The sequence below is a fragment of the Leptospira sanjuanensis genome, from assembly GCF_022267375.1.
Lineage (GTDB): Bacteria > Spirochaetota > Leptospiria > Leptospirales > Leptospiraceae > Leptospira > Leptospira sanjuanensis.
Genome location: NZ_JAIZBH010000001.1, coordinates 3,280,001 through 3,285,000 on the forward strand (window position 1 = coordinate 3,280,001; position 5,000 = coordinate 3,285,000).

Annotated in this window: 4 protein-coding genes (1 of these 4 cut by a window edge); 3 read left to right on the plus strand and 1 reads right to left on the minus strand. The window is 47.5% G+C overall.

The genetic code is table 11. The annotated features are described in order from the left end of the window. Nucleotides 1-1,356, minus strand: partial view of an elongation factor G-like protein gene (locus LFX17_RS14810; protein ID WP_238747203.1) — the 5' portion only. It extends 525 nt beyond the left edge of the window; the window shows 1,356 of its 1,881 coding nt (coding positions 1-1,356); it begins with the start codon at nucleotides 1,354-1,356; its stop codon lies beyond the left edge, outside the window. Between the two features lie 214 nt (nucleotides 1,357-1,570). Between LFX17_RS14810 and LFX17_RS14815 the strand changes: the two genes are divergently transcribed. From LFX17_RS14815 to LFX17_RS14825, 3 genes are all read left to right on the plus strand, one after another. Then, entirely contained in the window at nucleotides 1,571-2,473 is a 903-nt protein-coding gene (locus LFX17_RS14815; RefSeq protein WP_238730900.1) for a helix-turn-helix domain-containing protein, read from the plus strand. Between the two features lie 124 nt (nucleotides 2,474-2,597). Then, complete coding sequence (locus LFX17_RS14820) at nucleotides 2,598-3,611, plus strand: MBL fold metallo-hydrolase (protein WP_238747204.1); 1,014 nt, start codon at nucleotides 2,598-2,600, stop codon at nucleotides 3,609-3,611. An 11-nt stretch (nucleotides 3,612-3,622) separates the two neighbouring features. Then, entirely contained in the window at nucleotides 3,623-4,717 is a 1,095-nt protein-coding gene (locus LFX17_RS14825) for a YeiH family protein (RefSeq protein ID WP_238747205.1), read from the plus strand. The last annotated feature ends 283 nt before the right edge of the window (nucleotides 4,718-5,000 follow it).

Sequence of the window (5,000 nt, forward strand, 5' to 3'; positions counted from 1 at the left end):
CTGCACCAGTCCGCTTGAGATTTTTTGATCAAACGCGGTATGCTGAAATTCACCCTGTATGGCCATTTTTTTCCAAAGCTCAAACCTTGCAACTTTTATCCCGCTTACATTGATTTTGTGAGAATAGAATTCTTTCAGACGGGATAAAGAGACTTCCAAGTGCAATTCTCCGAGTCCGGAAAGCTGTATCTGTCCCGTTTCCGGGAGAATTTTGATTTCCAGTCCTTCGTCCATCCAAACCAGAAGCTGCAGAGCCTTCCAAAGCGAGTCCCTGTGTTCGTCCGTTTCGGGTTCAATGAGGATTTGAAACTGTTTTCGAATCGGAGCGAGTTCCGACCGGTATTCTTTTTGCGGGGAAGAATACAGAACGTCTCCCGGTTGAAGCACGTGCAACTCGGGCACGACGATGATTTCCCTCGAAAGAGCGCGTTTTGTCTCTTCTATATCTCTTGTAGAAATATAATGCAAGGATTCGATTTTTCCCTGAGACGAAACCGACCAGAATTCCTGATTTTGTGGGAACTCCTGCAACACAAGGACATACACGATTCTTCCCAGATCCGGATGAAGTTCTCGTTTAAAGGCGATTCCCAATTCCTCCTCGGGTCGTAACTCCGGCCGAAAGGATTCCGATAAAAGTTCCAGACAACGGAGGAGTTCCCGCACCCCGTCCCCGTGCAAAGCGGCTCCCCCCAGAACCGGAAAGAACTCTTCTTTCCAAAAACCTCGAGCAAATCCCTTACGAGCCAATTCCGCAAGACGATCGGGATTTTGCAGATATTGTTCCGACAAATCGCCATCCCATTCGAGCAGCGGAAGCAGGGATTGGTCGGAACTGCGTTCTTGAAGCAAGGAAAATTCTCCGCCTTCTTTCCAAAGGAGAATCGGCTCTTTGCCGAGGACCGCCTCGAGATCCACGAGCGAGTCGGTGATATCGATTCCTTTTCGATCCAATTTGTTTAAGAAGAATAAAATCGGAATTTTGCGTTTGCGGAGCCACTCCACGTTTTGCAGCGTCTGCGACTTGAGGCCTTCAAACGCGTCGATCAACACAATCCCGAGATCGGCGACTACGAGAGAAGCGCTCGTCTGACTTTGAAAATCGAGATGCCCCGGATTGTCCAAAAATTGAAATAAGACCTTGGGTTCTTTCGCGTTCGGCCAGAACACGCGCGCAAGAGTGGACTGAATGGAAATTCCGCGCTCGATTTCTTCCTGCAGATAATCCGATTCGGTCGTACCTTCTTCGATCGTTCCCGGTCGACGAATTCTTCCCGTCTCGAAAAGAATTCTTTCCAAGAGGGTCGTCTTGCCTGCGTCGATATGAGCGAAGATTCCTATGTTTAAGATTTGCATGGTGATTTTTTACGAAATGTTCCGCGCAGAGCCGCGTAAGAGTTCCTACTTTTTCCCCGAGTCCCCGCTTTCGATCCGCCGGTTTCCCTGCTCTTCAAGGTCGAGAGAATTCGGAAGATCCATTGGTTTCGAATCGTTCTGAAAATTCAAAAATAATTTTACGGTTCCTTTAACGGAAATTAAAACGATTCCAAGAGTCGGATTTAAGAAGTTTATGAATCGATTACTTGTTTGGAAAGAATTTTCAATCTACAGCGGGCCCTCTTTTTCCACCACAAGACACAGTCATTTTTTCGTTCAACTCTGCATCGCAAACGAAGGAGAATTCCGACTTCGGGGCAAAAACGGAATTTGGAGATCGTATCGGGCCGCACTGATTCCGTCGGGCGTCAGTCACGAAACCGAAAAATCCGATCGAAATTTTACGATCGTTTTATTGGATCCATTGTCGTTTCAAACGGGAATCCTCTCTAAGATCAACGGAACCGGAGGAGAACCCGGAATCGACGTAAGCGAGAAATTCTCCTCCGAAGACATTCAATTTTTATTAAGTATTTTCGAAAACGTTTCGGAAGAATCCAAAAAGAAGTTTCTGGATTTTTTCGAAAGTAAATTCGAAATAAGCGGACAAGATTCGGAACTTTCGACCGGAAACTCGAATATCGAAACGTTAAACAGAAAATCCGACGTCGATCCGCCTTCCGCAAAAAAATCGGCCGCCGCATTGTTCAGACGAAAAGAACCGAACGTGCCGATCGATCCGCGAATCCTTGAATGTGTCGAAATTTTGTCTTCCGCATACGATTCCACTTCTCCGTTCGAAAAAGAGATTTCGCTTTCGGAACTCGCGAACCGAGTCAAACTTTCACCGGGTAGATTCCGTCATCTATTTCGGGAAGAAACCAATATTACGTTTTCAGGATATAAACTTTGGCTCAAAACGGGAAAGGCGATTCTCTCCCTAGCCGGGAATCCCGAGCTGACAGCGGCCGCATACGAAGGCGGCTTTTCGGACCAAGCGCATTTTAGCAGAATTTTCAGACGTTCCTTCGGCATGTCTCCTTCGGACTTTGCGAAAAAACCGGACCGATTCCAAGTTCGTTTCTTTTTTTCCTAATACGACCGAGAACTTGAAAGCAGGTCGCATCCGCAGCCCATTCGTTCAAGACCATTTTATTTTTTCGCGATACGATCGTAGCAATGAGAGCACAACGTATCTTTTCTAAACGGCGGATTTTTTTATGAGACGGATTCTAAGTCGGATCGGAATTCTCCTTTGCATTTTAGGAACCGCAGCGACGACGATCTTGATCCTTTACGGGGTATTCCACGAAACGGAACGGAGGCGTGTGGAAACCGAATGGACGGAGAAGAAGACGCCGCGAATTTCCTCCGACGCATTGGGAAGCACCGAGCGACTTTCGATTCTTCCGCTCGTCAACTGGCATGCCCTTCCCGGCTTTCGAGGAGAAATGGGAGTTTCCTATCTGATTCGCACGGACCATATTACGATTCTTTTCGACGTCGGACAAAATACGGAAGGGGAGAATCCTTCTCCTCTTCTTTACAACATGAAACAGTCCGGCATTTCACTTTCGGACATCGACTCGATTTTCCTTTCTCACAAACACTTTGACCACGTGGGCGGAAAAAAATGGGAACGCAGCGGAACCTTCTCCTTAGGAAATGAACAGATCGGGTTAAACGGAAAGAGAATATTCGTCCCCGGGTCGATCACCTATCCGGGAGCGGTTCCGATACGAATCGAAAAACCGGAGGTCCTGTATCCCGGAATTGCGAGTATCGGTCCGATTTCAAGAAGATTGTTTATAGGCACGATCGACGAACAGGCGTTAGTCGTAAACGTGCGCGGGAAGGGCCTCGTGCTCATATCCGGATGTGGTCATCAAACACTTCGAAAAATTCTGCAACGTACCGGGAATACGTTTTCGGAGAAAATCTACGGAATCATAGGCGACTTACATTATCCGGTTCCGACGGGACGACTGGAAAAATTCGGAATCAATCTGCAAAAGGTTTTCGCCTCTGGAGAAGGTCCTCTAAAAACATTACAATGGTCCGACGTCGCAAACGACGTAAGTATATTAAAAAAATTGAATCTATCTATCGTGGGAATCGGAGGTCACGACTCAAGCGACGAGACGATTCGTCTTTTCGAGGATAATTTCGGAGCTTCCTACCGAAAGGTTTTGGTCGGAAAGTGGATTCACGTTTCTCCGGCGACGCGGAACTAAAGGAGGAAACAATGTTCGCGATTTATGATAGGATCGTTTCCTTTTTTGACGAAGTTTATAAAACTCCGAACGATCGAATGCGGTCCGGTATTTCCGCATTCGGGTTCGTCTTCGGAATCCTTCTCGCTGCCGCTATCGGATGGGCGGCAAACCGGTTGGTTTTATGGACGGGAAACACGACACTTTCTCCGCTATTCGTCGGTATGATCGGCGGGATCATCGTCGCGAATTGTTTCGGAATCAAGGATTCTCTCTTACCCGGAATCGGATTCGCGTCACGCGGCTTGCTCCGGTTCTCCGTCGTTCTTCTCGGCTTCCGAATCACCTTGCAAGAATTAGTTGGAATCGGCCCTCTCGGTTACTTTACCTTGACGGCGATCGTCATCGCGACGTTTATTTTTACTTACTGGATTTCGGAGAAAGGCTTCGGGCTAAAACCTTCGGTCTCGTTTCTGATTGCCGCAGGTTGTTCGATTTGCGGAGCTTCGGCGATTTCGGCCACGGCGAACGTCCTCAAATCGGAAAGTCACGAGACGGCAGTCGCGGTCGGAACGGTGACGATTCTTGGGATGTCGTTTTTATTGTTGGAACCGATTCTTTTCCAATCGGGACTTTTGGTCGGACTGGATTCAGATTCGTTCGGTTTTTTTGTGGGAACTACCATACACGAGGTCGCTCAAGCGGTCGCGGCGGGTTTCGCTCTCAATGAAAACAGCGGAAAAATCGCCACAATCGTAAAAATGGGAAGAGTGGTTTTACTGGCTCCCCTCCTCTTGGGACTCGGCTTGTTGTTTCGTTTGCGTAAAGCGAACGGTAGTGATTCCGACAAAGGCGAGAGAAAAGTGAACGTTCCCGGCTTCGTCTGGGGATTTTTAGCAACGATCGTAATTCATTCTTTGATTCCGATTTCGAACGAAGTAGGAACTCATATTCGATCCATAAACGATTTGTTTATGTTGATCGCTCTGACCGCAATTGGCTTGGATACAAAAGTTTTGCATTTAAAAAAGTTAGGATGGAAACCGGTGGCGGCGGCGGGCTTGGCATCTTTGTTCTTGCTGATCCTTGGCTGGATCGGGGCTATTTTCGTATTCCGTGAAATGTAAGGAGATCCTACATCATCTATTGTCCAAAAAATCGCTAAGAAAGCCGTAAGCCACACTTTCGTTTTTCATTTTAAGAAAACAAGCATCGCTGATTACTCGACAACGTATGAGTTCCCACACTACTTGGAATACAAACAATTCCCCGCGCATCCGACAACGTATGAGTTCCCACACTGCCTGGAATCACAAACAATTCCCCGCGCATCCGACAACGTGTGAGTTCCCACACTGCCTGGAATCACAAACAATTCCCCGTCAACCCACCGAATCCGAGAACCTCCCA

What these genes read in the sequence shown, in the direction of transcription:
- LFX17_RS14815 (WP_238730900.1), top strand. Translation starts at nt 1,571, where the DNA reads ATGAATCGATTACTTGTTTGGAAAGAATTTTCAATCTACAGCGGGCCC.
- LFX17_RS14820 (WP_238747204.1), top strand. Translation starts at nt 2,598, where the DNA reads ATGAGACGGATTCTAAGTCGGATCGGAATTCTCCTTTGCATTTTAGGA.
- LFX17_RS14825 (WP_238747205.1), top strand. Translation starts at nt 3,623, where the DNA reads ATGTTCGCGATTTATGATAGGATCGTTTCCTTTTTTGACGAAGTTTAT.